Origin of the sequence: Streptomyces sp. NPDC056144 (assembly GCF_042264145.1) — a bacterium.
Taxonomy (GTDB): Bacteria; Actinomycetota; Actinomycetes; order Streptomycetales; family Streptomycetaceae; genus Streptomyces.
Map to the genome: position 1 here is coordinate 128,921 of NZ_JBHJVF010000007.1, position 23,395 is coordinate 152,315.

The following is a 23,395-nucleotide window of genomic DNA, read 5'->3' on the forward strand; positions in this document are numbered from 1 at the left end:
ACAGGGCCGTACGGGAGCCTCTCCGGCTCCCGTACGGCCCTTCCCGGCTTCTCAGGAGACGCGGCGCACCACGTACGCGACCCCGCCCTTCTCCGACGGGGACTCGCCCACGTACTCCTGGCCGCGCATCTCGCACCACGCCGGGATGTCCAGGCGCGCCGCCTCGTCGTCCGACAGGACCGTCACCGTCGCCCCCACCGGCACCTCCCCGAACACCTTCGCCAGCTCGATCACCGGGATCGGGCAGCGCTTCCCGAGGGCGTCCACGACGAGGGGGCCGGAGGAAGGGGCGGCCGCCGGAGTGCCCGCCGGGGCGCCGAGCCGTTCCCGTACCCCCGCCACCACCCCCGGCAGCACCGCCAGGAAGCGGTCCACGTCCTCCTCCGCCGTGCCCGCCGGCAGCGACACCCGGACGTTCCCCTCGCTCAGTACCCCCATCGCGCGCAGCACGTGGCTGGGCGTCAGCGTGGAACTCGTACACGACGAACCGGACGAAACGGAGAAACCCTCCCGGTCCAGTTCGTGCAGCAGCGTCTCCCCGTCGACGTACAGACAGGAGAACGTGACCAGGTGGGGGAGCCGGTCCACCGGGTCGCCCACCACCTCCACGTCCGCCACGAGCTCCGGCACCCGCGCCCGGATCCGGTCCACGAGCCCCCGCAGCCGCACCGCCTCGGCCGCCGCCTCCGCCCGCACCGCCCGCAGCGCCGCCGCCGCCGCGACGATCGCCGGAAGGTTCTCGAAGCCGGGCGCCCGCCCCGACTCCCGTTCGTCGGACGGACCTTGCGGGGCGAACCGGACACCCTTGCGTACGGCGAGGAAGCCGACGCCCGCCGGACCGCCCCACTTGTGCGCGCTCGCCGCGAGCAGCGACCAGCCGCCCGCCACCGGGCCCCAGCCCAGGGACTGCGCCGCGTCGACGAGGAGCGGCACGCCCGCCGCCCGGCAGGCCTCGGCGACCTCGCCCACCGGCTGGACCGTCCCCACCTCGTGGTTGGCGGACTGGAGGCAGGCGAGGGCGGTGTCGGGCCGCAGCGCCGAGGCGAAGGCCCCGGCGTCGACCGCGCCGGTCCGCCCCACCGGCACCTCGGTCACCGAGCCGCCGGCCGCCGCGTGGCCCTCGGCCGCGTGGAGTACGGAGGAGTGCTCGACGGCCGAGACGACGATCCCGTTCCCGACCCGCCGGCGCCCCGCGAGCGCCCCCGCGATCCCGGCGTGAACCGCGCGCGTCCCCGAAGGGGTGAACACGAGCTCGTCCGGGCGGCACCCCACGGCCTCCGCCGCGGCCTCCCGCGCCGCGTCGAGCAGCAGCCGGGCCCGCCGCCCCTCCCGGTAGAGCCGGGCCGGGTCGGCCCATCCCTCGTCCAGGGAGGCGAGGAGCGCCTGGCGGGCGACGGGGTGGAGGGGAGCGGCGGACGCGGCGTCGAAGTACGGCATCCGCCCACGGTAGGCCCAGGGGGCCGCCCGGGGCCGTCCCGCCCCGGGGGAGGGCCGACACGCCCGAACCCCCGGCCGCCCTTCCGCCACTCGTGAGGCCCCGTCAGAACACCGCCCCCCTGCGCCCACAGCCCGCCGAACGGGCGTTCAGGACCCCCCTCCGGAAGGCGGGAATCCACCCCTTCGGGGACTCGGACGGCGCGTTGGGCACCCTCCCCGCGCGACCCCAAATAGCGTCCAGTAGGGTTTGGTCCGCATAAACATCCAAACCCCTGCCCGCGGCCGGGGCGGCGACCGACCAGCGAGACGGACGGCCGTGGCCGACCAACGCGGGCCGAGACTCTCGGGAAGGCGCTACGTGAGTCCCAACGGCTCCGACCGCTCGTCGCGGCGCCCGATGCGGCGGAAGCTGCCGCAGGTGCTGACTGCGGGCCTGATCCTGGCGACAGCCACGGGCTGCTCGTACAACTGGGAAGACTTCCCCCGCCTTGGCATGCCCACCCCCGTCACGGAAGAGGCGCCTCGGATCCTCTCCCTGTGGCAGGGCTCCTGGGCTGCCGCGCTCATCACGGGCGTCCTGGTGTGGGGCCTGATTCTCTGGGCCACCATCTTCCACCGGCGCAGCCGGACCAAGGTAGAGGTACCTCCGCAGACCCGTTACAACATGCCCATCGAGGCGCTGTACACGGTCACTCCGCTCATCATCGTCTCGGTGCTCTTCTACTTCACCGCGCGCGACGAGTCGAAGCTCCTCGAGCTCTCCCCCAAGCCTGCCCACACCATCAACGTGGTCGGCTACCAGTGGAGCTGGGGCTTCAACTACGTCGAGAACGTGCCCGGTGTTAAGGGTGACGCCAAGACGGACAAGAACCTCGCGTCGATCCCGGACAAGTTCCTGGACGCGTTCCCGGAGAACGCGGGCGGTGTCTACGACGCCGGCATCCCCGGCGACCGGAACCCGCAGACCGGCAACCCGGGCCCGACCCTGTGGCTGCCGAAGGGCGAGAAGGTCCGGTTCGTCCTGACCTCGCGTGACGTCATCCACTCCTTCTGGGTGGTCCCCTTCCTCATGAAGCAGGACGTCATCCCGGGTCACACGAACTCCTTCGAGGTCACCCCGACCCAGGAAGGCACCTTCCTCGGCAAGTGCGCCGAGCTGTGCGGTGTCGACCACTCCCGGATGCTCTTCAACGTCAAGGTGGTCTCTCCGGAGCGCTACCAGCAGCACCTGAAGGAGCTGGCCGAGAAGGGGCAGACCGGCTACATTCCGTCCGGCATCGAGCAGACGGACCCGGCTAGGAATGCGGAGAAGCACCAGCTGTGAGCATCCACAACGAAACCCAGGGTGCCGCCTCGCTTGAGGACTCGTACGAGAACGAGCTTCCCGTACACCGCAAGCAGCCCGGCAACGTCGTGATCAAGTGGCTGACCACCACCGACCACAAGACGATCGGGACGATGTACCTGGTCACGTCGTTCGTCTTCTTCTGCATCGGCGGACTCATGGCGCTCTTCATGCGCGCCGAGCTGGCCCGTCCGGGTACGCAGATCATGTCGAACGAGCAGTTCAACCAGGCGTTCACGATGCACGGCACGATCATGCTGCTGATGTTCGCGACGCCGCTGTTCGCCGGATTCGCGAACTGGATCATGCCGCTGCAGATCGGCGCGCCCGACGTGGCGTTCCCGCGGCTGAACATGTTCGCGTACTGGCTGTACCTCTTCGGCTCGATCATCGCGGTCGCCGGCTTCCTCACCCCGCAGGGTGCCGCCGACTTCGGCTGGTTCGCCTACTCCCCGCTGTCGGACGCCGTCCGCTCGCCGGGTGTCGGCGCCGACATGTGGATCATGGGTCTGGCCTTCTCCGGCTTCGGCACGATCCTCGGTTCGGTCAACTTCATCACCACGATCATCTGCATGCGCGCTCCGGGCATGACGATGTTCCGCATGCCGATCTTCACCTGGAACGTGCTGCTGACCGGTGTTCTGGTCCTGCTCGCCTTCCCGGTCCTGGCGGCTGCTCTGTTCGCCCTGGAGGCGGACCGCAAGTTCGGTGCGCACGTCTTCGACGCGGCCAACGGTGGAGCGCTGCTCTGGCAGCATCTCTTCTGGTTCTTCGGCCACCCAGAGGTGTACATCATCGCGCTGCCGTTCTTCGGCATCATCTCCGAGGTCATCCCGGTCTTCAGCCGTAAGCCGATGTTCGGCTACATCGGTCTGGTGGCCGCGACCATCGCGATCGCCGGTCTCTCCGTGACCGTGTGGGCGCACCACATGTACGTCACCGGTGGCGTGCTCCTTCCGTTCTTCTCCTTCATGACGTTCCTCATCGCCGTACCGACAGGCGTGAAGTTCTTCAACTGGATCGGAACGATGTGGAAGGGCTCCCTGTCCTTCGAGACCCCGATGCTCTGGGCCGTCGGCTTCCTGATCACCTTCACCTTCGGTGGTCTGACCGGCGTCATCCTGGCCTCGCCCCCGATGGACTTCCACGTCTCCGACTCGTACTTCGTCGTGGCGCACTTCCACTACGTCATCTTCGGCACCGTCGTCTTCGCGATGTTCTCCGGCTTCCACTTCTGGTGGCCGAAGTTCACCGGCAAGATGCTCGACGAGCGCCTCGGCAAGATCACGTTCTGGACGCTGTTCGTGGGCTTCCACGGCACGTTCCTGGTGCAGCACTGGCTCGGTGCCGAGGGCATGCCGCGTCGTTACGCGGACTACCTGGACGCCGACGGCTTCACCGCGCTGAACACGATCTCGACGATCTCCTCCTTCCTGCTCGGTCTGTCGATCCTGCCGTTCTTCTACAACGTCTGGAAGACCGCCAAGTACGGCAAGAAGATCGAGGTCGACGACCCGTGGGGCTACGGCCGTTCGCTCGAGTGGGCGACGTCCTGCCCGCCGCCGCGGCACAACTTCCTCACCCTGCCGCGGATCCGTTCCGAGTCGCCGGCGTTCGACCTGCACCACCCTGAGATCGCGGCTGTCGACCAGCTCGAGAACAAGGGGCACGTGGCCGAGGCCCTCACCGCGGGCAAGGAGGCCGGCAAGTGAAGATCCAGGGCAAGATGTTCATCTGGCTGAGCGTCTTCATCCTCGCCATGGCGATCGTCTATGGCGTGTGGTCGAAGGAGCCGGTCGGCACCACGGCGCTCTTCCTCGCCTTCGGCCTGTCCATCATGATCGGCTACTACCTGGCCTTCACGGCCAAGCGTGTCGACGCGATGGCGCAGGACAACAAGGAGGCCGACGTCGCGGACGAGGCCGGTGAGCTGGGCTTCTTCGCCCCGCACAGCTGGCAGCCGCTGTCGCTGGCCATCGGTGGCGCGCTCGCCTTCCTCGCCATCGCGATGGGCTGGTGGCTGCTGTACTTCTCCGCCCCGCTGATCCTCGTCGGCCTGTTCGGCTGGGTCTTCGAGTTCTACCGCGGCGAGAACCAGAACCAGTAGCGGTACCCGCTTCCCGGCGGGCGACCGCCACCGGAGCACCCGAGGGGCCCGGACACTTCGTCACCGAAGTGTCCGGGCCCCTCTTTTGCAGCATCAGGGCGCGCTGCCGCGGGGGATTGTTCTTACGGTGAGGTCATGAACGACACGCCGCGCATTCGGACTGTTCTGAGCTGCACCCTCCTGGTCGTGACCGTCACGGCGGCCGCCACGGCGTGCGCGGGATCCGACGGCCATCCGCTGTCCGCGAGGCCGTACGACGCGGTGGACCAGCTCGCGTTCAGCGCGGCGGACGGCGGGACCAAGGTGAACCCGGAGAAGCCCCTGGAGGTCTCCGCCAAGGGCGAGGGCCGGATCGCCGACGTGACGGCCGTCGACGCGGCCGGACGGCGGCTCGCGGGCGAACTCACCGCGGACGGGCGGCGCTGGCGCTCCACGGCCGCGCTGGCGGCCGGAGCGCGCTACACGGTCCGGGTGGCCACCGAGGACGAGGACGGCGCCCCAGGCGCCCGTACGTACACGTTCGAGACGGCTCCGGCCAAACGGGCCCTGACCGTCACCTTCGGGCCGGAGGCGGGCACGTACGGCGTCGGGCAGCCCCTCACCGCCGAGCTCAGCCTCCCCGTGAAGGACAGGGCGGCCCGCGCGGTCGTCGAGCGGGCCCTCAAGGTCCGCTCCACGCCCTCCGTCGAGGGCTCCTGGTACTGGGTCGACGACAAGGAGCTCCACTTCCGGCCCAAGGAGTACTGGCCGGCCGGAGCGCTCGTCACGGCCTCGGCCAACCTCGACGGCCTCAAGGTCGGCGACAAGCTCTACGGCGGCGCCTCCAAGCCTCTGAAGCTCTCCATCGGCGACCGGCTCGAAGCGGTCGCGGACGCCGAGTCCCACTACATGACCGTGCGGCGTAACGGAGAAGTGATCAACACCATTCCGGTGACCACCGGCAAACCGGGCTTCTCCACCCGAAACGGCATCAAGGTGGTGCTCGGCAAGGAGTACTACGTCCGGATGCGCGGCACCAGCATCGGCATCTCCGAGGGCACCTCGGAGTCGTACGACCTGCCGGTCTACTACGCCACCCGGGTGACATGGAGCGGCGAGTACGTCCACGCCGCGCCCTGGTCCGTCGACTCGCAGGGCGTGGCGAACGTCAGCCACGGCTGTGTCGGCATGTCGACGGGGAACGCGGCCTGGTTCTACGAGACCGTCCGCCCCGGCGACATCGTCAGGACCGTCAACAGCTACGGCGACACGATGGACACCTTCGGGAACGGCTTCGGCGACTGGAACCTGTCCTGGGACAAGTGGCGCCAGGGCAGCGCCCTGGTGGAGAAGACCGGTGACCCGGCCGCCACGCAGGACGCCAAAGCCCGTCTGAGGCCCTCGATCTAGCCGCGTGACCCGGGGAGCGTCCCGCGACGCGCCCGGGTCACGCGTCGATCGAGAGGCGGGAGCGCAGCAGGGCCGCCAGGGACGCCGCGAACTCCACCGGTTCCACCGGATGGGTGATCGCGGCGTCGGCGCGGCTCCAGGTGGCCAGCCAGGCGTCCTGGGGGCGGCCGATGAGCACCAGGACCGGCGGGCAGCGGAAGATCTCGTCCTTGAGCTGCCGGCAGACGCCCATGCCGCCGGCGGGCACCGCCTCGCCGTCCAGGACGCAGACGTCGATGCCGCCCTCGTCCAGGGCCTTCAGGACCGCCGGGAGCGTCGCGCACTCCAGGAACTCGACCGGAGGCACGTCCGCGGCGGGCCTGCGCCCCGCGGCGAGGCGCACCTGCGCGCGGGTGTTCGCGTCGTCGCTGTAGACCAGGACCGTGGCGCTCGACTGCATCGTTCCTCCGTGGGGCAAGTCCGTGGGAAGGTCTGGGAAGGTCGTCGATCGATGCGCGGGATGCTACTCCGGTCCACACCCCGTCAACACCCGTTCAGCACCTGTTCGAAGGGGCCGGCACTGGGCCGTTCGGGCTGGACACACCCCCCTGACACTCCGAACGGCACCCCCCGGAGTGAGGGCGGGATAAGCGACCGACATAATGTCGGTCGTGGCGACAGTAACGACAGTAGAAACAGGGCACGCGCACCCCTCGGTCAATCGGCCGAACCTCACCAGCGTCGGAACCATCATCTGGTTGAGCTCCGAGCTGATGTTCTTCGCGGCCCTCTTCGCGATGTACTTCACCCTGCGATCGGTGACAGGTCCCGAGTTCTGGGCGGAAAAGGCCTCGGCCTTGAACTTCCCGTTCTCGGCGACCAACACCACGATCCTGGTGCTCTCCTCCCTCACCTGTCAGCTCGGCGTCTTCGCCGCCGAGCGGGGCGACGTGAAGAAGCTCCGGACGTGGTTCATCATCACGTTCGTGATGGGTGCGATCTTCATCGGCGGCCAGGTGTTCGAGTACACCGAGCTGGTCAAGCACGAGGGCCTCTCGCTCTCGTCGGACCCGTACGGCTCGGTCTTCTACCTGACGACCGGCTTCCACGGCCTGCACGTGACGGGCGGTCTCATCGCCTTCCTGCTGGTCCTCGGCCGGACCTACGCCGCCAAGAGGTTCACCCACGAGCAGGCAACCGCCGCCATCGTCGTGTCCTACTACTGGCACTTCGTCGATGTCGTCTGGATCGGCCTCTTCGCCACGATCTACATGATCAAGTAATCGGACCCCGCCGCCGCGGCGGGTCCGAGACATCCAGCAAGCATCGACGCAGAAGATCCTGACACCGGGGTAATCCGTGAAAAAGCTCTCCGCACGACGACGCCATCCGCTGGCGGCGGTCGTCGTCCTACTTCTCGCGCTGGCGGCCACTGGGGGGCTGTACGCCGCGTTCGCGCCCGCGGGCACGGCGAAGGCCGATGAAACCGCCCAGTCCCTCGCCATCGAGGAGGGCAAGAAGCTCTACTCCGTCGGCTGCGCCAGCTGCCACGGAACCGGCGGTCAGGGAACCACTGACGGCCCGTCCCTCGTCGGCGTCGGCTCGGCCTCGGTCGACTTCCAGGTCGGCACCGGCCGTATGCCGGCCCAGCAGCCGGGCGCCCAGGTCCCGAAGAAGAAGGTCATCTACTCGCAGGCTGAGATCGATCAGCTCGCGGCGTACGTCGCCTCTCTCGGTGCCGGCCCGATCACGCCGACCGAGGAGCAGTACAACCCGGCTGGTGCCGACATCGCCAAGGGTGGCGAGCTGTTCCGCACCAACTGCACCCAGTGCCACAACTTCACCGGTGAGGGTGGCGCGCTGAGCAACGGCAAGTACGCCCCGAGCCTCGAAGGCGTGAGCCCGAAGCACCTCTACGAGGCCATGCAGACCGGCCCGCAGAACATGCCCTCCTTCCCGGACACGACCATGCCGGAGAAGGAGAAGAAGGACATCATCGCGTACGTCCAGGCCGTCAACAGCGACAAGGCCGACAACCCGGGCGGTCTCAAGCTCGGTGGTCTCGGTCCCGTCAGCGAGGGCCTGTTCGCCTGGATCTTCGGTCTGGGCGCGCTGATCGCAGTTGCCATCTGGGTCGCGGCCCACACCGCTAAGGCCAAGAAGTCATGAGTAGCCAAGAGAATCCAGAAGAGAACCTGCCGGCAGGGCAGGACACCGCGCACGGCGCGGTGAAGGTCGCCGACGACCCGTTCGCCGACCCGGGCCTTCCGCCCCACAAGCCGCGCATCCAGGACATCGACGAGCGGGCCGCCCGCCGGTCCGAGCGTGCGGTCGCCTTCATGTTCACGCTGTCGATGCTGGCCACGATCGGCTTCATCGCGTCGTACGTGATCTTCCCGGTCGACCACATCGTGTACATCTGGCCCTTCGGCCGGGTGTCCTCGCTCAACTTCGCCCTGGGTCTGACCCTCGGCGCGGCGCTCTTCTTCATCGGCGCGGGCGCGGTCCACTGGGCCCGCACCCTGATGTCCGACGTCGAGGTCGCCGACGAGCGTCACGAGATGGCCGCCTCGCCCGAGGTCAAGGCGAAGGTCATGGCGGACTTCGCGGCCGGTGCCGCGGAGTCGGGCATGGGCCGTCGCAAGCTCATCCGCAACACGATGTTCGGTGCGCTGGCGCTCGTCCCGCTCTCCGGCGTCATGCTGCTGCGTGACATGGGCCCGCTGCCCGAGAAGAAGCTCCGGACCACCAAGTGGGCCAAGGGCAAGCAGCTCATCAACATGAACACGCACGAGCCGCTGCGTCCCGAGGACGTCGCCGTGGGTTCGCTGACCTTCGCCATGCCCGAGGGCATGTCGGAGCACGACCACGACTTCCAGACCGAGATCGCCAAGGCCGCCCTGATGATCGTCCGGATCCAGCCGGACGACATCAAGGACAAGCGCGAGCTCGAGTGGTCGCACGACGGTGTCGTCGCCTTCTCGAAGATCTGCACCCACGTGGGTTGCCCGATCTCCCTGTACGAGCAGCAGACGCACCACGTGCTCTGCCCGTGCCACCAGTCCACCTTCGACCTCTCCGACGGCGCCCGCGTCATCTTCGGCCCGGCCGGTCACGCCCTTCCGCAGCTGCGGATCGGCGTGAACGACAAGGGCTTCCTTGAGGCGCTCGGCGACTTCGACGAGCCCGTCGGTCCTGCCTTCTGGGAGCGCGGATGAGCACCGTGACCGCTACGAAGAAAGCGCCCGCCGGTGAGCGGGTAGCCGACTGGGCCGACGGTCGGCTGGGGATCTACACCCTGGCCAAGGCCAACATGCGGAAGATCTTCCCGGACCACTGGTCCTTCATGCTGGGCGAGATCTGCCTCTACAGCTTCCTCATCATCATCCTGACGGGCGTCTATCTGACGATGTTCTTCCACCCGTCGATGAACGAGGTGGAGTACGTCGGACCGTACGTCCCGCTCCAGGGACAGCTGATGTCCGAGGCGTTCAACTCGACCATGCACATCTCCTTCGAGGTGCGCGGTGGCCTGCTGATCCGGCAGATCCACCACTGGGCGGCGCTGATCTTCCTCGCCGGCATGTTCGTGCACATGATGCGCGTCTTCTTCACCGGCGCGTTCCGCAAGCCGCGTGAGATCAACTGGCTGTTCGGCTTCCTGCTGTTCTTCCTGGGCATGTTCACCGGTTTCACCGGTTACTCGCTCCCGGACGACCTGCTCTCCGGCACCGGTGTCCGCTTCATGCAGGGCGCGATCCTGTCCGTGCCGGTCGTCGGCACGTACCTCTCGATGTTCCTGTTCGGCGGCGAGTTCCCCGGCGGCGACTTCGTCGCCCGGTTCTACTCGGCGCACGTGCTGCTGCTCCCCGGCATCATGCTGGGCCTCGTGGTCGCCCACCTCATCCTGGTGTTCGTCCACAAGCACACGCACTTCGCCGGCCCCGGCCGGACGAACAAGAACGTCGTCGGCATGCCGCTGCTGCCCGTGTACATGGCGAAGGCCGGAGGCTTCTTCTTCCTGGTCTTCGGTGTCATCGCGGTCATCGCGGCGATCGCCTCGATCAACCCGATCTGGGCCATCGGCCCGTACCGTCCGGACCAGGTGTCCACCGGAGCCCAGCCCGACTGGTACATGGGCTTCGCCGAGGGTCTGATCCGTGTCATGCCGGGCTGGGAGATCAACCTCTGGGGCCACACGCTGGTCCTGGGCGTGATGATCCCGCTCGCGATCTTCCCGGCGGTCCTCGCCGCGATCGCGGTCTACCCGTTCATCGAGTCCTGGATCACCGGCGACAAGCGCGAGCACCACATCGCGCAGCGCCCGCGCAACGCTCCGACGCGCACCGCCTTCGGTGTCGCCTGGATCACCGCGTACATGATCATGCTCGTGGGTGGTGGAAACGACCTCTGGGCGACCCACTTCCACCTGTCGATCAACTCGATCACCTGGTTCGTGCGGATCTTCTTCTTCGTCGGCCCGGTCATCGCGTTCATCGCGACGAAGCGGATCTGCCTCGGCCTCCAGCGCCGCGACAAGGACAAGGTGCTGCACGGCCGCGAGTCGGGCATCATCAAGCGCCTGCCGCACGGTGAGTTCGTCGAGGTCCACGAGCCGCTCAGCCAGGGCGAGCTGCACCGCCTCACGGCGCACGAGCAGTACGAGGCCGCGGAGCTTCCGCCGGCCGTCGACGAGAACGGTGTCGAGCGCAAGGTCGGCCGCCTGGAGAAGCTCCGGGTCAAGCTGAACAAGGGCTACTACGGCGACGACAGCCAGATCGCCAAGCCCACCGTCGAGGAGTACAAGGCGATCCAGGACGGCCACGGCCACCACTGATCACCTGACCTTCCTCCGACGTAGGTCGCCACGCTGAGGAGCCCCGTCCATTCGATGGACGGGGCTCTTCGCCGTCCCCGGGGGTCGATAGGGTGGGACCGCATCCGTCACCCGTATCCGTACGATCGCCTGGAGCTGCCATGAGCGCTGCGACCCCCGCTGGAGGACCTACGTCGGCGGGCCGCTCCTGGCCCGTCGTCCTCGACGGTCTGCTGACCGGACGCGACCAGAGCGCCGACGACACCGCGTGGGCGATGGACCGCATCCTGCGGGGCGAGGCCACCGACGCCCAGATCGCCGGCTTCGTCGTCGCCCTGCGGGCCAAGGGCGAGACCGTCGACGAGATCACCGGCCTGGTCCGGACGATGTACGAGCACGCCAACACGATCGAGGTGCCGGGGCCGTCCGTCGACATCGTCGGCACCGGCGGCGACGGCGCGAAGACCGTCAACATCTCGACCATGTCGGCGATCGTCGTCGCGGGCACCGGCGCCAAGGTCGTCAAGCACGGCAACCGCGCCGCCTCCTCCGCCTCCGGGGCCTCCGACGTCCTGGAGAAGCTCGGCGTCAACCTGGAGCTGACCCCGAAGAGGGTGGCCGAGGTCGCCGAGGAGGCCGGGATCACCTTCTGCTTCGCCGTGAAGTTCCACCCGGCGCTGCGGCACGTGGCCATGGCCCGCAAGGAACTCGGCATCCGGACCGTCTTCAACTTCCTCGGCCCCCTGACGAATCCGGCCAGGGTCCGCGCCCAGGCGACCGGCGTCGCCGACGCCCGCATGGCCCCCATCGTCGCCGGCGTGCTCGCCGGGCGCGGCTCCTCCGCGCTCGTCTTCCGCGGCGACGACGGCCTCGACGAGCTGACCACGACCGCCACCTCCCGGGTGTGGATCGTGCGCGACGGGACCGTCCGCGAGGAGTCCTTCGACCCGCGCGAGGTGGGCATCCCGATCGTCCCGGTCGACGCGCTGCGCGGCGCGGACGCCTCGTACAACGCCGACGTGGCCCGCCGGCTCCTCGCGGGGGAGACCGGTCCGGTACGGGACGCGGTGCTGCTCAACGCGGCGGCGGCGCTCGCCGCCCTGGAGCCCACCGACGGCACCCTCGCGGAGCAGCTGTCGGCGGGGATCGCCAAGGCGGCCGAGTCGATCGACTCCGGCGCGGCCCGCCGCACCCTGGAGCGCTGGGTCTCCGTCAGCAACAGCTGAGTTCGCGCCACACGCACGACACGCGCCCCGTCCCGGAATGCGGACGGGGTTGCGCGTCGGCGATCCACTGAACTACGTTCTGTGCCAGGTCATGAGTGACAGTCGTCAAGCCCCGGCTGACTGTCCGGCAACCCTCCGTCCGTGGCGGGGTGCCCCGGGTGAAGACCAGGTCGCACGGCAGAAGCCCTGCGGCAAGCGCGGACCCCTGCGTCACACCCTGGGGTCCTTGGTCCTCTAGGGAGCGGTGTCTCGTGAGCAAGCGAATGCGCTAGGGCCTCTCCGGCCCCTTTCTCCACCCCTTCACCCGTGCGCGGCACCTCCTTCTCTGCGCGCTGCCCCGCGGGTCCTTCACGCCAATTCGCGCCCCTTTTATGCCGGGAGACACCGCTATGTCCGCACACTCGAACGCCGCCGCCACCACCGCTGTCGCCACCGTCGACTCCGCCGCCGAGTCCGCCGACCCCTGCTGCGCCGCCCCGCTGCCGGTCCTCGGCCGGGACGTCACCGTCCCGCTCGTCACCGGCGGCGAAGTGACCTACGCGGCCCTCGACTACGCGGCCAGCGCCCCGGCCCTCCAGCGCGTGTGGGACGACGTCGCCGCGTACGCCCCGTACTACGGCAGCGTCCACCGCGGCGCCGGGTACCTCTCCCAGCTCTCCACCGACCTCTTCGAGAACAGCCGCGAGACCGTCGCCGAGTTCCTCGACTGCCGCCCCGGCGACCAGGTCGTCTTCACCCGCTCCACCACCGACTCGCTCAACCTGCTGGCCCGGACCATCCCCGCCGACTGCGAGGTCTTCGTCTTCGAGACCGAGCACCACGCCTCGCTGCTGCCCTGGCAGGACGCCCGCGTCACCTACCTCAACGCGCCCCGCACCCCGGCCCAGGCCGTCGAGACGCTGGAGCTCGCCCTCGCCGGTCGCGACCCCTACGGCCCGGCCCTCGTCTGCGTCACCGGCGCCTCGAACGTCACCGGCGAGCTGTGGCCGGTGAAGGAGCTCGCCGCCGCCGCGCACGCCCACGGCGCCCGGATCGTCCTCGACGCCGCCCAGCTCGCGCCCCACCACCCGGTCTCCGTCAAGGAGTTGGACGTGGACTGGGTCGCCTTCTCCGGCCACAAGCTGTACGCGCCCTTCGGCTCCGGCGTCCTCGCCGGCCGCGCCGACTGGCTCCAGGAGGCCGAGCCCTACCTCGCCGGCGGCGGCGCCTCCCGCAAGGTCGCCCGCCGGGCCGACGGCGGCGTGGACGTCGAGTGGCACACCACCGCCGCCCGCCACGAGGCCGGCTCCCCGAACGTCATCGGCGTCTACTCCATCGCCTCCGCCTGCAAGGCGCTCACCGAGGCCGGCTTCGACTCCCTCGTCGCCCGCGAGCAGCACCTCATCGCGAAGGTCCGCGCGGGCCTCGCCGAGGTCCCCGAGGTGAGGATCCTGTCCCTGTTCGGCGACGACGCCCCCCGGGTCGGCGTCATCTCCTTCGTCGTCGAGGGCTGGAACAGCTCCCACTTCGCCGCCGCGCTCTCCGCCGAGTACGGCATCGGCGTCCGCGACGGCCTCTTCTGCGCCCACCCGCTCGTCCGCACCCTGCTCGGCAGCGACCCGCAGGACGTCGGCGAGTGCGGCGCGCCCGAGGCGGCCCCCGGCGAGCGCTCGCTCAACGCCATCCGGGTGAGCTTCGGCGCCGGTACGCCGGACGAGCACGTGGAGCGGTTCGTCGGCGCCGTGAAGGAGCTCGTCCGGGACGGTGCCCAGTGGAAGTACCGCACCGAGGACGGCCGCTGCGTCCCCGACCGCGGCTGATCAGTCACTCGTACAGGTGAAGGGGGCCTCCCGATCGGGAGGCCCCCTTCCTCTGTGGCGCGTATGTGTCCGGAAACCCCCGGACAGGCCTCAGGACTCCAGGCCGATGGCGAAGGCCGCCTCCAGGTCGTGCTGGGAGTAGGTGCGGAACGCCACGTGCGTGTCCGTGGCCTCGACGCCCGGGATCTTGCTGATGCTGCCGGGGATGACGTCCGCCAGGTCGTCGTGGCGCGACACCCGGACCATGGCGATCAGGTCATAGGTCCCGGTGACCGAGAAGACCTCGCTGACGCTGTCGAGCGCCGCGATCGACTCGGCGATCTCGGGGATGCGGTCCACGCTGGTCTTGATGAGCACGATCGCGGTGATCACGGCTGGCTGTCTCCCTCGGTCGCCGCGGCTGGTGCCTTCACTCTAGCCCCACCCCGGAAACGGCCCCACGCGTAGAGGAAGCCGACGCAGAAGCCCACGACGTGGGCCAGATAGGCGACCCCCGGGCCGGGACCGGCGGCCCGCGCCGCCAGCCACTGGAGCGCGAACCAGAAGATCAGCACGATCCAGGCCGGGAAGCGCAGGGGCAGGAAGAAGAGGAAGGGGAAGAGGCTCGTCACCCGGGACCGGGGGAAGAGGAAGAGGAACGCCCCGAGCACCCCGGAGATGGCCCCGGACGCCCCGACGAGCGTCTGCTCGCTCTCCGCGTGCGCCGCCGCGTACCCGAGCAGGGCCACGTACCCGGTCCCCAGGTAGAAGAGGGCGAACTCGACCGGGCCCATGCGCTCCTCGGCCATGGCGCCGAAGACGTACAGGAAGAGCATGTTCCCCAGCAGGTGCAGCCAGCTGCCGTGGACGAAGAGCGCGGTGAACGGGGTGAGCAGGGCGCCCGGCACGCCGTTCATCAGCTCGGCCGGGACCACGCCCCAGCGGCGGAAGTACGCGCTCTGCGCGGCCAGGAGCTCGTCACCCGTGCCGTACGCCGGATTGAGCCCGGAGACCGGGCCGATCACGAAGAGCAGGCAGCAGGCGGCGATGAGGCCGTACGTCACCGTGGGGCCGCCGCGCGCGCCGCGCCAGGCGCCGAGGGTCGCCGCTCGCCAGTCGATCACGGACAGATCATCGCGTACCGGGGCCGAAGTGGACAGAGTGCCTCGCCGTCAACCGTGAGGCCCGGAGGCCGTAGGGTAACGGGCAGTACGACAGCGGTTCGACGGCGCACCGCGGCTCCCGCACCTGGCACGACACGACAGGAAGAAGGACGGACCGATGACGACGGTTCCCCTGCCGACCGACGAGACCCGCTGGCGCTGCACGCTCTGCGGCAATCTGACCCGCTTCGACGTGACCCGCTCCTCCAAGGTCGTCGAGTACGTCCATCTGGACCTCGCGGGCGACCCGACGGTCGAGGAGCGTCAGGTGGTCAGTGAGACCATCGAGTCGGTCCGCTGCCGCTGGTGCAACGCGGTGGACCAGATCGAACTGGTGGACAGGCCGGGCGCCGCCTCCTGAGGGACGGCGCGGACGACATAGGGGTGACGGATCGTGGAGCAGTCCGCGCACGGTGGTGAGCCGGCCGGCGCGGCAGGTGACGCTGCCGAGACGCTCGACCACCCACTGACGGAAGGCGTACGTCGGCGGGTGGTCGCGCTGGTCGCCGACGCCTTCGGCGGCCTGACCGTCGCGGAGCTTCCGGCACCCCTGCGGCAGTACGCCCGCTTCACCGCCGCCCGCCGCGCCAAGTTCGCCGGGAACGCGATGGCGGCGGCCCTGGAGAGCGACCCGCTGTTCCGGCAGCGGATCGGCGAGCGGTTCAAGCAGGCCGAGCCCGAGCTGGCCGGTGCCGTCGAGTCCGGCACCCCGCCGGCCGCCGCCGACCCGGTCGACGTGGCAGCCGCGGCCTACGTGCTGCGGCCGGCCGGCTGGGTCAAGCTCGTCGCCGCCGCGGGCGAGGAGGCCCTGCGGGCGGACGCCGAGCGGGCCGACGAGGCCGGCCGGCGCGAGCTGGAGCGGCTGCGCGAGGAGCTGGCGACCGCTCAGGAGCGCTCCAGGAGCGAGACCGAGCAGCTCCGGCGCGACCTGGAGACGGCCCGCAAGGAAGCGGAATCGCTTCACCGCAAGCTGCGCAGCGCCCAGAGCGACGTGAAGCGCGGCGAGGCGGCGCTCCGCCGTGTCCAGGGCGAGATCGACGCGGCCAAGGCGGAGGCGGCGGCGCAGGTCTCGTCCGCCGAGAGCGAGAGCCGTCGTCTCAAGGCGCGGCTCGGCGAGGTCGAGGCGGCGCTCGAAGCGAGCCGCAGATCGGCCCGCGAGGGGCGTTCGGTGGAGGACATGCGGCTGCGGCTGCTCCTCGACACGGTCCTCGACGCGGCCCAGGGGCTGCGCCGCGAACTGGCGCTGCCGCCCGTCTCGATGCATCCGGCCGACACCGTGGACGCGGTGGAGCCGGGCCGGATGTCGCCGAAGGACATCGCGGCGCGCGCGCTGTCCGAGACCGACCCCGCCCTCCTCGACCAGCTCCTCGAACTGCCCCAGGCGCATCTGGTCGTCGACGGCTACAACGTCACCAAGACCGGTTATCCGACCATGCCGTTGGAGAAGCAGCGGCTGCGGCTGCTCGGCAGCCTCTCGGCTCTCGCGGCCCGGTCGGGTGCCGAGGTCACCTGTGTCTTCGACGGGGCGGAGCTCGCGGCCCCGGTGCTGCTCGCGCCGCCGCGCGGGGTGCGGGTGCTGTTCTCCAAGCCCGGTGTCACGGCGGACGAGTTGATCCGTCAGCTGGTGCGGGCCGAGCCGCCCGGCCGTCCGGTGGTGGTGGTCTCCACCGACCGCGAGGTGGCCGACGGCGTGGCCAAGGCCGGCGCGCGGCCCGTCACGTCCGCCTTGTTGCTGAAGCGGCTTTCGCGCCTCTCGTAGGCCCTCGGGGCGGTCTCGTAACTCCTGGGCGATATGCCCGAATTCTGGACGGCGGACCGTCAAGTGCTCATCACAGCCCGTGTGGTGCGTGTAAACAAAGTGGTGCCTGAGCGATATTTTTGCCGGTGGGATTTGAACTGATCACAACTTGGTCACTAGGGTCAGGGTTCGAACCTTCGCGCGGTAGTTCACCCATCCGGGGTGGCGGCGGAGGAACCGCCTCTCCTTCACCGGTTGGGCGGCTCTGAGGAAGAAGGAGCTCGCCTTCGTGGCGTCCCACCGTCGACCCAAGCAGCCGAGCCGCACCCGCGTGACCGTGCTCACCGCGACCGCGGCCGCCGCCGTCGCGCTCTCCGCCCAGTCGGGCGCCCAGGCGGCCCCCAAGCCGAAGATCGACGAGGTCAAGGCCAAGGTCGACGCGCTGCACCACGAGGCCGAGGAGGCCACGGAGCAGTACAACCTGGCCGACGAGCGCCGGGGCACGCTCCAGAAGGAGATCGGCGAGCTCCAGGACAAGGTGGCCCGCGGTCAGCAGGAGCTCAACACCCTGCGCGACCAGATCGGTTCGGTCGCCAGCGCCCAGTACCGCTCCGGTGGCATCGACCCGGCGATCCAGCTCTTCCTCTCCGCCGACCCGGACACCTACCTCGACAAGGCGTCCGCGATCGACCAGCTGAGCTCCCAGCAGGCCGACGTGCTCACCTCGATCCAGGCCAAGCAGCGGACCCTCGCCCAGCAGCGCGCCGAGGCGACCACGAAGCTGTCCGACCTCGAGGACGTCACCAAGACGCTCGGCGAGAAGAAGAAGAAGTACCAGGGCAAGCTGGCCGACGCCCGCGCCCTCCTCAACACCCTGACCGCCCAGGAGCGCGCGCGCCTCGAGGCCCAGGAGCGCGAGAAGGAGCAGCGCGCCAGCCGTGCCGCCGCCTCCTCCCGCGTCGACCTCGGCAACGAGGCCCCGGCCTCCGGCTTCGGTGCCATGGCGCTGAGCGCCGCCGCCACCCAGCTCGGCAAGCCGTACGTCTCCGGCGCCGAGGGCCCCAACTCGTACGACTGCTCCGGTCTGACGATGTGGGCCTACCGCCAGGCCGGCGTCCGCCTCACCCGCACCACCTACACCCAGCAGAACGACGGCGTGAAGATCGGCCGCAGCCAGCTCCGCCCCGGCGACCTGGTCTTCTTCAACGGCCTCTCGCACGTGGGTCTGTACGCGGGCAACAACACGATCCTGCACGCCCCGAAGCCGGGCGCCGTGGTCCGCTACGAGTCCATGAGCTACATGGGCACCTTCCAGTTCGGTGTCCGCATCGGCGGCTGACCCCGCCACGACCCGCTCCGGCCTGCCCCCCAATCGGGTGGTTTGCCGGGCCACTGACTGACCTGACGCCCCGCCGGTGACCTGTGTTCTCCGGCGGGGCGTCACTTTGTGTGTCCATCGGCTTCGTTGGAGACGACGTGCTCAGCGGCTAACGTCTGGCCCTCCAGTCCCCGTCGAGCCGAACGGAGCGCGACCAGTGGCCTCCCACCGCCGACCCGCGAGGGTCACCGTCCTGACCGCCGCCGCCGCGGCCACCGCGGCCGCGTCCCTCGGGGCGGTCCCCGCGAGCGCCGACCCGGGGACCTCCTCCGCGGCCACCCGCGCCACGGTCGACCGCCTCTTCGAGGAGGCCGAGAAGGCCACCGAGGGGTACAACCAGGCGGACGAGAAGGCGGACGAGCTGCGCCGTACGGTCGCCCGGGCACAGGACGGACTCGCCCGCGGCCAGGAGCGCATCAACCGCATGCGCGGCGCCCTCGGCTCGGTCGCCGGGGCCCAGTACCGCTCCGGCGGCATCGACCCCGCCCTCGCGCTGCTGCTCTCCTCCGACCCCGACAGCTACCTCGACCGCGCCTCCGCCCTCGACCGCGTCACCGCCCGGCAGAGCGCCGCGCTCGGCGAACTCCGGCACGAGCAGCGGCGCCTCGACCAGAAGCGCGCGGAGGGCCGGACCGCCCTCGCCGAGCTGGAGCGCAGCCGGACCGAGGTCGCCCGCCACAAGCGGACCGTCGAGCGGAAGCTCGCCGCCGCCCGCCGCCTCCTCGCCTCCCTCACCGTCGAGGAGCGCGCCGACTACGACCGGTCCTCCCGCTCCGGCGGCCGCGACGAGGAGATGCCGCCGCTCGCCGACCTCGGCCCCGCCTCCTCGCGGGCCTCCGCCGCCGTCGTCGCCGCGCGCAGCCAGATCGGCAAGCCGTACGTGTGGGGGGCGACCGGCCCCTCCGGCTTCGACTGCTCGGGCCTCATGGTCTGGTCGTACCGGCAGGCCGGGATCAGCCTGCCGCGGACCTCGGCGGCGCAGCGCCACGCCGGCCGCCAGGTGCCGCTCTCGCAGGCGCAGCCCGGCGACCTGGTCACGTACCGCGGCGACGCCAGCCACGTGGGCATCTACGCGGGCAACGGCCAGGTCATCCACGCCCCCTACCCGGGCGCGCGGGTCCGCTACGACCCGGTGAACATGATGTCGAACGTGACGGTGACCAGGGTCTGAGCCCTCGGGCGGCAGGCCCGGGCCGTCCCCCCGTACGATCGGGGGCGTGGCAGACCAGGGGAGCGGAGCGGCGCGCGGCGGCGCCCTGTGCCTCCTGGCCGCCCTCCTCGCCCTCGGCGGCTGCGCGGCGCCCCCGGAGTCCGGACCGGCGCACCGCGAGGTCCAGGAGCTCCTGGACCGGCACGCCGGGGCGCTCCTCGCCCGGGACGAACCCGGCTATCTCGCGGACCTCGACCCCGCCCTCGCGCCCGCCGCGCGCGCCGAGTTCGACCGGCTCGCGGACGTCCCGCTCGGCGGGGTCCGCTACCGCGTCACCGGCGTCGACGGGACCGGCGAGGGCCGGGCCACCGCCACGGCCGAGCTCGGCTACCGCATCAAGGGGTACGACTCCGGGCCCTCGACCACCGAGCGGGTCATCGGCCTCACCGAGCGGGACGGCCGCTGGTACGTCACCGCCGACCGCCCCGCCGAGGGTGCCCCCGAGCAGCTCTGGCAGCAGGGCCGGGTGGAGACGGTGACCGGCGCCCGCAGCCTCGTCCTCGGGGTGGGCCAGAGCACCGAGCGGCTGCGGGAGATCGCGGCGGCCGCGGACCGGGCCGTGCCCGCCGTCGGCGAGGCCTGGCACGGGAACTGGGCGGGCCGGATCGTGGTCCTCGTCCCCGAGTCGGTCGACGCGATGGGGCGGCTCCTCGGCGGGCCCGCCGCCTCCTACCGGGGCATCGCGGCCGTGACGACCGGTCAGCTGGGCGGCGGCCCGACGGCCCCCGCCGACCGCGTGATCGTGAACCCGGAGGCGTACGGAACACTCGGCTCCTTCGGCCGGCAGCTGGTCCTCACCCACGAGACCACCCACGTCGCCACCCGCGTCCGGACGACGAAGGCCACCCCGGTCTGGCTCTCCGAGGGCTTCGCCGACTGGGTCGCCTACCGCGACGGCGGCCGCACCCCCGCCCAGGCGGCCCCCGAGCTGCGCCGCGCGGTCCGCGCGGGCGAGGCGCCCGCCACCCTGCCGGAGGACGGCGACTTCGCCTTCGGCGGCGACACGGACGCCCTGGCGCGGGCGTACGAGAGCGGCTGGCTCGCCTGCGAGATGGTCGCGGACCGCTGGGGCGAGGAGAAGCTGGCCGCCTTCTACCGGGCGGTGGGCGCGCACCCGGCCCGGGAGGGCGCGCTGGAGAAGGCGCTCCAGGACGTGCTGGGCACGACACCGGAGCGGTTCACGGCGGACTGGCGGACGTACGTGCGGGAGCGGCTGGGCTGACTCCTCAGCGGGAGCCGGACAGGGCCTTCTCGGGCTCCGGCTGACGGGCCGACGGCGCGGCGGCCTCGGCGAGAGCGGGCTCCGTGACCGTCTGGCGCCACAGGATCCGGCAGGCGATGACGGCGGCCGCGACGAGCAGGCCGTTGCGGGTGAAGAGGATCGCGATGCCCAGCGGGTCGCTCCGCGTCACGTGCGAGAACCACACAGGGAACTCGAACTGCGTGACCGCCGTCGCCCACACCACCAGGTGGACGGGCTTGCGCATCCGGCTCGACCGGAACGCGAGGCAGACCGCGCCGAGGCCGACCAGCCACAGCACGTACTGGGGGGAGAGCACCCGGCTCGTCACCGTGAAGAGCAGCACCGCGACGAAGGCCGCGTCCGCGACCGTCGAGGAGGTGAAGCGGCGCGCCTTGAACCGCCACAGCAGGAGCCAGCCGAAGGCGACGAAGGTGAGGCCGAGGGCGATCGTCGAGACGGTCGAGACGTGCGGGCCGAGGAACTCGATCGAGCCGTAGTTCATCCGCGGCTCGCCCTCCCAGCCGAAGTGCCGGATCACGTGGAAGACCATCGAGCCCAGCGACTCGACCTCCGTGCCCCGGTCCCGCTGGTAGCCGAGGAAGGCGAGCGCCCCCGGCATCCACAGCACGCACAGCAGCAGCGTGGCCGCCGCCGCGCCCGCCGCCGCCGACCAGGAGCGGAAGGTCGCCCGGCCCTTCGGCGTCCCCGCGAGGATCAGCGCGGGCCAGACCTTCAGGACCGCGCCGAAACCGGCGAGCGCGCCGAGGACGCGAGGGCTCCGGCCGGCCGCGAGGAGCCCCGCGACCGCGACGGCGGTCACCATCACGTCGTACCGGGCGTACGCGGTCGGGCCGAGGAGGGGGACGCCCGCCAGCCAGATCCAGGCGCCGTTCAGGCTCCGGCCCGCGCGGCGGCCGGTGTACAGGAGCAGCCAGAAGACGGCCGCGTCGCACAGGAAGGCGAGGACGAAGAACGCGGAGGCGTACCCGAGGAACGGCAGCACGGCCGGCGCGAGGATCGCGAGGGCGGCGGCCGGCGGGTACTGCCAGGTCACGTCGTCCAGCGGGTAGGTGCCGGTCCGCAGGACGTCGAACCAGCCCTGGTAGATGTGCGAGACGTCGTACGTGACGTCGGGGCCCGGCACGACCACGACCTTGAAGACGCAGAGCAGCAGGACGATCCGGGTGAGCGCCCAGAGACCGACCGGAAGCCGCAGGTCGTTGCGTGTGCCGATGCGTGAACCGTTCCTCACCGCGCCGCCCGTCGTCACTGTCGCGTCCTGATCCTGTCGGTCCGCTCGCGCGGAGAGTGGTCGTGCGGGTGGTGGGTGCCATCGCGTCCCGGGGGGTGCCATCGCGTACTGTCGGCCACGATGCACAAGACCCTGATCGTAACCAACGACTTCCCGCCACGCCCCGGCGGAATCCAGGCCTTCCTGCACAACATGGCGCTGCGCCTGGATCCCGAACGGATCGTGGTCTACGCCTCCACGTGGAAGCGGAGCCGCGAGGGGATCGAGGCCACCGCTCAGTTCGACGCCGAGCAGCCTTTCACGGTTGTCCGCGATCGCACCACCATGCTGCTGCCCACGCCCCGGGTCACCGCCCGCGCCACCGCGCTCCTGCGCGAGCACGGCTGCGAGTCCGTCTGGTTCGGCGCGGCGGCGCCGCTCGGGCTGATGGGCCCCGCGCTGCGCAAGGCCGGGGCGAAGCGGCTCGTCGCCACCACGCACGGGCACGAGGCCGGCTGGGCCCAGCTCCCCGCCGCCCGGCAGCTCCTGCGCCGGATCGGCGAGGGCACGGACACGCTCACCTACCTCGGCGAGTACACCCGCTCCCGGATCGCGGGCGCCCTCACCCCGGCCGCCGCCGGCCGCATGGTCCAGCTGCCGCCGGGCGTCGACGAGAAGACCTTCCACCCCGCTTCGGGCGGCGACGAGGTCCGTGCCCGTCTCGGGCTCACGGACCGGCCCGTCGTCGTCTGCGTCTCCCGGCTCGTCCCGCGCAAGGGCCAGGACACCCTGATCAGGGCCATGCCGCTGATCCTGCGCCAGGTCCCCGACGCGGTCCTCCTGATCGTCGGCGGCGGCCCGTACGAGAAGGACCTGCACCGGCTCGCCGCCGAGACCGGCGTGACCGCATCCGTCCGGTTCACCGGCGCCGTTCCCTGGGCCGAGCTCCCCGCCCACTACGGCGCGGGCGACGTCTTCGCCATGCCCTGCCGCACCCGGCGCGGCGGCCTCGACGTCGAGGGCCTCGGCATCGTCTACCTGGAGGCCTCCGCCACCGGCCTCCCCGTCGTCGCCGGCGACTCCGGCGGCGCCCCCGACGCCGTCCTCGACGGCGAGACCGGCTGGGTCGTCCGCGGCGAGTCCGCCGAGGACGCCGCCGACCGCGTCACCACCCTCCTGCTCGACCCCGAGCTGCGCGCCCGGATGGGCGCGCGGGGCCGGGAGTGGGTCGAGGAGAAGTGGCGCTGGGACCTGCTGGCGGAGCGGCTGCGCGAGCTGCTGTAGGGCCTGCGCGGACACGGAGAAGGGCCCGGGCGCGTTTCCGCACCCGGGCCCTTCTCCGTGCGGCCGATACC

General features: G+C 70.9%; 21 protein-coding genes and 1 riboswitch. Of the genes, 16 read left to right on the forward strand and 5 right to left on the reverse strand.

The genetic code is table 11. The annotated features are described in order from the left end of the window. Positions 1–51: 51 nt before the first annotated feature. Complete coding sequence (locus ACFC0Z_RS22300; protein WP_376440633.1) at positions 52–1,437, reverse strand: cysteine desulfurase/sulfurtransferase TusA family protein; 1,386 nt, start codon at positions 1,435–1,437, stop codon at positions 52–54. A 358-nt stretch (positions 1,438–1,795) separates the two neighbouring features. Between ACFC0Z_RS22300 and coxB the strand changes: the two genes are divergently transcribed. From coxB to ACFC0Z_RS22320, 4 genes are all read left to right on the forward strand, one after another. Then, positions 1,796–2,761, forward strand: coding sequence for a cytochrome c oxidase subunit II (gene coxB, locus ACFC0Z_RS22305; protein ID WP_376440636.1), 966 nt, complete (start codon positions 1,796–1,798; stop codon positions 2,759–2,761). Beyond that, entirely contained in the window at positions 2,758–4,494 is a 1,737-nt protein-coding gene (gene ctaD, locus ACFC0Z_RS22310) for a cytochrome c oxidase subunit I (protein ID WP_376440638.1), read from the forward strand. Before coxB ends, ctaD begins: the two co-directional genes overlap by 4 nt. Continuing rightward, positions 4,491–4,889 carry a cytochrome c oxidase subunit 4 gene (locus ACFC0Z_RS22315; protein WP_376440641.1) on the forward strand — a complete coding sequence of 133 codons (399 nt, stop codon included), beginning with the start codon at positions 4,491–4,493 and terminating at the stop codon, positions 4,887–4,889. Before ctaD ends, ACFC0Z_RS22315 begins: the two co-directional genes overlap by 4 nt. Before the next feature lie 135 nt (positions 4,890–5,024). Beyond that, positions 5,025–6,278: an Ig-like domain-containing protein gene (locus ACFC0Z_RS22320; protein ID WP_376440644.1), complete on the forward strand. Its 1,254-nt coding sequence runs from the start codon at positions 5,025–5,027 to the stop codon at positions 6,276–6,278. 37 nt (positions 6,279–6,315) lie between these two features. On the opposite strand, the gene ACFC0Z_RS22325 is transcribed toward ACFC0Z_RS22320, so the two are convergent. Next, complete coding sequence (locus ACFC0Z_RS22325; protein ID WP_376440646.1) at positions 6,316–6,717, reverse strand: hypothetical protein; 402 nt, start codon at positions 6,715–6,717, stop codon at positions 6,316–6,318. Positions 6,718–6,919: 202 nt separating this feature from the next. On the opposite strand from ACFC0Z_RS22325, the gene ACFC0Z_RS22330 reads away from it, so the two are divergent. From ACFC0Z_RS22330 to ACFC0Z_RS22355, 6 genes are all read left to right on the forward strand, one after another. Beyond that, positions 6,920–7,540, forward strand: coding sequence for a heme-copper oxidase subunit III (locus tag ACFC0Z_RS22330; RefSeq protein WP_141296084.1), 621 nt, complete (start codon positions 6,920–6,922; stop codon positions 7,538–7,540). Positions 7,541–7,616: 76 nt separating this feature from the next. Continuing rightward, positions 7,617–8,426, forward strand: a complete 810-nt coding sequence (locus tag ACFC0Z_RS22335) for a c-type cytochrome (RefSeq protein WP_376440649.1) — start codon at positions 7,617–7,619, stop codon at positions 8,424–8,426. Further along, complete coding sequence (locus ACFC0Z_RS22340) at positions 8,423–9,475, forward strand: Rieske 2Fe-2S domain-containing protein (protein ID WP_376440651.1); 1,053 nt, start codon at positions 8,423–8,425, stop codon at positions 9,473–9,475. Before ACFC0Z_RS22335 ends, ACFC0Z_RS22340 begins: the two co-directional genes overlap by 4 nt. Next, positions 9,472–11,094: a cytochrome bc complex cytochrome b subunit gene (locus tag ACFC0Z_RS22345; RefSeq protein WP_376440654.1), complete on the forward strand. Its 1,623-nt coding sequence runs from the start codon at positions 9,472–9,474 to the stop codon at positions 11,092–11,094. The genes ACFC0Z_RS22340 and ACFC0Z_RS22345 overlap by 4 nt, the downstream gene beginning before the upstream one ends. A 140-nt stretch (positions 11,095–11,234) precedes the next feature. Continuing rightward, entirely contained in the window at positions 11,235–12,299 is a 1,065-nt protein-coding gene (trpD, locus tag ACFC0Z_RS22350; protein ID WP_376440656.1) for an anthranilate phosphoribosyltransferase, read from the forward strand. Between the two features lie 87 nt (positions 12,300–12,386). Then, positions 12,387–12,503, forward strand: a riboswitch (SAM riboswitch). Between the two features lie 185 nt (positions 12,504–12,688). After that, positions 12,689–14,098, forward strand: coding sequence for an aminotransferase class V-fold PLP-dependent enzyme (locus ACFC0Z_RS22355; protein WP_376440658.1), 1,410 nt, complete (start codon positions 12,689–12,691; stop codon positions 14,096–14,098). 90 nt (positions 14,099–14,188) lie between these two features. Here the strand turns inward: ACFC0Z_RS22355 and ACFC0Z_RS22360 are convergent, their stop codons facing one another. Together ACFC0Z_RS22360 and ACFC0Z_RS22365 are read right to left on the reverse strand one after the other, a co-directional pair. Beyond that, positions 14,189–14,470 carry an Lrp/AsnC family transcriptional regulator gene (locus ACFC0Z_RS22360; protein WP_024755605.1) on the reverse strand — a complete coding sequence of 94 codons (282 nt, stop codon included), beginning with the start codon at positions 14,468–14,470 and terminating at the stop codon, positions 14,189–14,191. Beyond that, positions 14,467–15,201 (reverse strand): rhomboid family intramembrane serine protease, encoded by a 735-nt coding sequence (locus ACFC0Z_RS22365; RefSeq protein ID WP_376440661.1) that lies wholly within the window; start codon positions 15,199–15,201, stop codon positions 14,467–14,469. Before ACFC0Z_RS22365 ends, ACFC0Z_RS22360 begins: the two co-directional genes overlap by 4 nt. A gap of 157 nt (positions 15,202–15,358) precedes the next feature. Here ACFC0Z_RS22365 and ACFC0Z_RS22370 point away from each other — a divergent pair, with 157 nt between their 5' ends. From ACFC0Z_RS22370 to ACFC0Z_RS22390, 5 genes are all read left to right on the forward strand, one after another. Continuing rightward, positions 15,359–15,601 carry a hypothetical protein gene (locus tag ACFC0Z_RS22370; RefSeq protein ID WP_055644001.1) on the forward strand — a complete coding sequence of 81 codons (243 nt, stop codon included), beginning with the start codon at positions 15,359–15,361 and terminating at the stop codon, positions 15,599–15,601. 33 nt (positions 15,602–15,634) lie between these two features. Further along, a complete protein-coding gene (locus tag ACFC0Z_RS22375) occupies positions 15,635–16,999 on the forward strand; it encodes an NYN domain-containing protein (RefSeq protein WP_376440664.1) in 1,365 nt (454 codons plus the stop codon). Positions 17,000–17,267: 268 nt separating this feature from the next. Further along, positions 17,268–18,317, forward strand: a complete 1,050-nt coding sequence (locus ACFC0Z_RS22380) for an NlpC/P60 family protein (RefSeq protein WP_376440666.1) — start codon at positions 17,268–17,270, stop codon at positions 18,315–18,317. Positions 18,318–18,513: 196 nt separating this feature from the next. Then, on the forward strand, positions 18,514–19,527 hold the full coding sequence (locus ACFC0Z_RS22385; protein WP_376440669.1) for an NlpC/P60 family protein: 1,014 nt from the start codon (positions 18,514–18,516) through the stop codon (positions 19,525–19,527). 46 nt (positions 19,528–19,573) lie between these two features. Next, positions 19,574–20,788: a hypothetical protein gene (locus ACFC0Z_RS22390; protein ID WP_376440671.1), complete on the forward strand. Its 1,215-nt coding sequence runs from the start codon at positions 19,574–19,576 to the stop codon at positions 20,786–20,788. Positions 20,789–20,792: 4 nt separating this feature from the next. Here ACFC0Z_RS22390 and ACFC0Z_RS22395 read toward each other — a convergent pair whose 3' ends face one another. After that, a complete protein-coding gene (locus ACFC0Z_RS22395; RefSeq protein ID WP_376440674.1) occupies positions 20,793–22,079 on the reverse strand; it encodes a glycosyltransferase 87 family protein in 1,287 nt (428 codons plus the stop codon). Between the two features lie 102 nt (positions 22,080–22,181). On the opposite strand from ACFC0Z_RS22395, the gene ACFC0Z_RS22400 reads away from it, so the two are divergent. Further along, positions 22,182–23,324, forward strand: a complete 1,143-nt coding sequence (locus ACFC0Z_RS22400; protein WP_376440677.1) for a glycosyltransferase family 4 protein — start codon at positions 22,182–22,184, stop codon at positions 23,322–23,324. Positions 23,325–23,395: the final 71 nt, after the last annotated feature.

Bases quoted from the DNA above. Each gene is read 5' to 3' on its own strand.
- ACFC0Z_RS22300 (WP_376440633.1), bottom strand. From the start codon at position 1,437: ATGCCGTACTTCGACGCCGCGTCCGCCGCTCCCCTCCACCCCGTCGCC.
- ACFC0Z_RS22320 (WP_376440644.1), top strand. From the start codon at position 5,025: ATGAACGACACGCCGCGCATTCGGACTGTTCTGAGCTGCACCCTCCTG.
- ACFC0Z_RS22325 (WP_376440646.1), bottom strand. From the start codon at position 6,717: ATGCAGTCGAGCGCCACGGTCCTGGTCTACAGCGACGACGCGAACACC.
- ACFC0Z_RS22330 (WP_141296084.1), top strand. From the start codon at position 6,920: ATGTCGGTCGTGGCGACAGTAACGACAGTAGAAACAGGGCACGCGCAC.
- ACFC0Z_RS22340 (WP_376440651.1), top strand. From the start codon at position 8,423: ATGAGTAGCCAAGAGAATCCAGAAGAGAACCTGCCGGCAGGGCAGGAC.
- ACFC0Z_RS22345 (WP_376440654.1), top strand. From the start codon at position 9,472: ATGAGCACCGTGACCGCTACGAAGAAAGCGCCCGCCGGTGAGCGGGTA.
- trpD (WP_376440656.1), top strand. From the start codon at position 11,235: ATGAGCGCTGCGACCCCCGCTGGAGGACCTACGTCGGCGGGCCGCTCC.
- ACFC0Z_RS22355 (WP_376440658.1), top strand. From the start codon at position 12,689: ATGTCCGCACACTCGAACGCCGCCGCCACCACCGCTGTCGCCACCGTC.
- ACFC0Z_RS22370 (WP_055644001.1), top strand. From the start codon at position 15,359: ATGACGACGGTTCCCCTGCCGACCGACGAGACCCGCTGGCGCTGCACG.
- ACFC0Z_RS22400 (WP_376440677.1), top strand. From the start codon at position 22,182: ATGCACAAGACCCTGATCGTAACCAACGACTTCCCGCCACGCCCCGGC.